Origin of the sequence: Collinsella aerofaciens, from assembly GCF_015560135.1 — a bacterium.
Lineage (GTDB): Bacteria > Actinomycetota > Coriobacteriia > Coriobacteriales > Coriobacteriaceae > Collinsella > Collinsella aerofaciens_AN.
Genome location: NZ_JADMRH010000044.1, coordinates 1 through 2,037, shown reverse-complemented (window position 1 = coordinate 2,037; position 2,037 = coordinate 1). Strand labels below are relative to the sequence as shown.

Sequence of the window (2,037 nt, the reverse complement as noted above, 5' to 3'; positions counted from 1 at the left end):
CAACGACGAATTCTAGGCGGTGTCCCCTCCCTTTCAAGAAAGGGAGGGGGCGGGGCATGCCCCGCCTCTTACACCACATCTCTGCGCGCTACCGTCACAAATTTAGTAGCAGCAAAATTTGGCTCTTGAGGTCCAAGTTGAGTGTCTGCGGACAACTTAAAGCCGTCTAATATGTCCCTGGGTATGCTAAAACGACCTGATAATGAACAGTTGTACATTATCAGGTCGTTGTTTTGGTGCAAAATAATGTGACCAGTTTTACAACAGTACTCATATTTGGCATTTTTTGCCCACCGAGGTCAGCGGAAGTCGAAAATGGAGTGGGAATTTTCCAGGACGACCGACTTGATGCTCTCCTCGGGGCAGTTTTTAAGCGCAGCAATGACCTCGGATACTCTTATGAGTGAATCGACGAACTGTCGCGCGGATGTTTCCGCGTCTGGTTCGGCCGGCGCGTCGGTTTCGAGTAGCAAGCGATCAAGTGGAATCTGTCGCGCGTATTCGCGCCCACGTTTGGTCGCAAGCATGCGTTCATTCACGGAAAAGTAGCAGCCCGCAATGCGTGCGCGGACAAACTCATCTGAGGTGCCGCTAAACCAGTGGAAGATAATGGTGGGGGAGTTGCGGACGTCCTTTAGAAGGTCGTTCGACTCCAAAGTGTCCAAAGTTGCTCCCGCCGCGCGAACGGCGTGAATGGATAGAACGCGTCCAGGTAGCGGGGACTGCGATAACGTTCGGCATAGCCGTTCAAATGCCTGCGTCTGGTTTCCCTCGGTGCCTGCAAAGCGTGGCGAGAAATCGAGCCCGACCTCGCCGATAAACCGTTCCCGGATGGCGAGTTCACAAAGCAGGCCGACCTCGGCGGTTCCGCATCGGCCGTCGGCAATCCACCAGGGGTGGAGGCCCACCCCTGCAATAACGTTGGGACTACTGCTGGCGCGTTCGGATGCTGACGCGAAATCGCGTGGATCGACGCCGCAATCAAAGAGCTCCAGTCCCATCGCTGCGGCTTCGTGGGCAACGGTGTTCGGGCTGGCCATCAGGTCGAGGTGACAGTGAGCATCAAAGGACTGCAGCTTCATCGCGGTGTGCCTTGCTAGTCCAGGCGCTGGCCGTCGGCGCGAACGCGCTCGGTACCGCGTCCACTGATCTTGCGAATAACCTCGCCGGCAATCATCTGGCCCATGATGGGCGGCATAAAGCTGGCGGTTCCGAGCTCGGTGCGCTCGTGGATATTGGAAGGGTCGCGGGGCTGTGTCTTAACCGATTCCTCGCAGCTAAACAGTACATGTAGGCTCTTGATGCCGCGCTTCTTACATTCTTTGCGCATGATGCGGCTCATGGGGTCACGTACCGTATCGAAAATGTCGGCAAAGCGGAGGCACTCGGGATGGAGCTTGTTGGCCCCGCCCATGGAGCTAACCAAACGAATGCCGTGGTCCTGAGCATATTTGGCAATGGTAAGCTTGGCCGAGATGGTGTCGATGGCGTCGACGACGTAGTCGAGCTTGCCACCCGTCTGCTCCAAAACGCTCGCGAAGAACTCGTCGATGTTGTCGCTCAGCAGGTATTCGGTGCGCTTGATGACGGTGGCGGCAGGGTTGATGTCATGGATCATGGCCTCCATGACATCAACTTTACGCTTGCCGATGGTGCTGTGAAACGCGATGGCCTGACGGTTGATATTGCTGGGCGCAATGATGTCTTTATCCAGAATTACGAAATGGCCGATGCCGCCGCGGGCGAGCGCTTCGCAGCAGTTAGAGCCCACGCCGCCGCAGCCGAGCACCAACACCGTGGCGTCGGCGAGCTTGTCGAGCGCCTCGCGCCCCATGATGATCTCGAGCTTGGTGTCGCGCGTCTCGACGGGAGCGGCGACTGCGGTTTCGGTCATAGATATCCTCCGATGGGGAAGTAATTAACGTAATTGGCTATCGCCATTATAGGTATTATTCTGCCTGGTTGATTTCCGATCTCAGCCGAACACATTAGGCGGACAGGCCGTTCCCGCAGCTAGCCGAACGCCCCCGAGGCCCC

Annotated in this window: 2 protein-coding genes; both read right to left on the bottom strand. The window is 56.9% G+C overall.

Features of this window, described 5'->3' with window-relative positions:
- Positions 1-299 precede the first annotated feature (299 nt).
- Complete coding sequence (locus I2H19_RS09815) at positions 300-1,082, bottom strand: TatD family hydrolase (protein ID WP_195622543.1); 783 nt, start codon at positions 1,080-1,082, stop codon at positions 300-302.
- A 14-nt stretch (positions 1,083-1,096) separates the two neighbouring features.
- Positions 1,097-1,894, bottom strand: coding sequence for a tRNA threonylcarbamoyladenosine dehydratase (locus tag I2H19_RS09810; protein ID WP_195622542.1), 798 nt, complete (start codon positions 1,892-1,894; stop codon positions 1,097-1,099).
- Between the last annotated feature and the right edge of the window lie 143 nt (positions 1,895-2,037).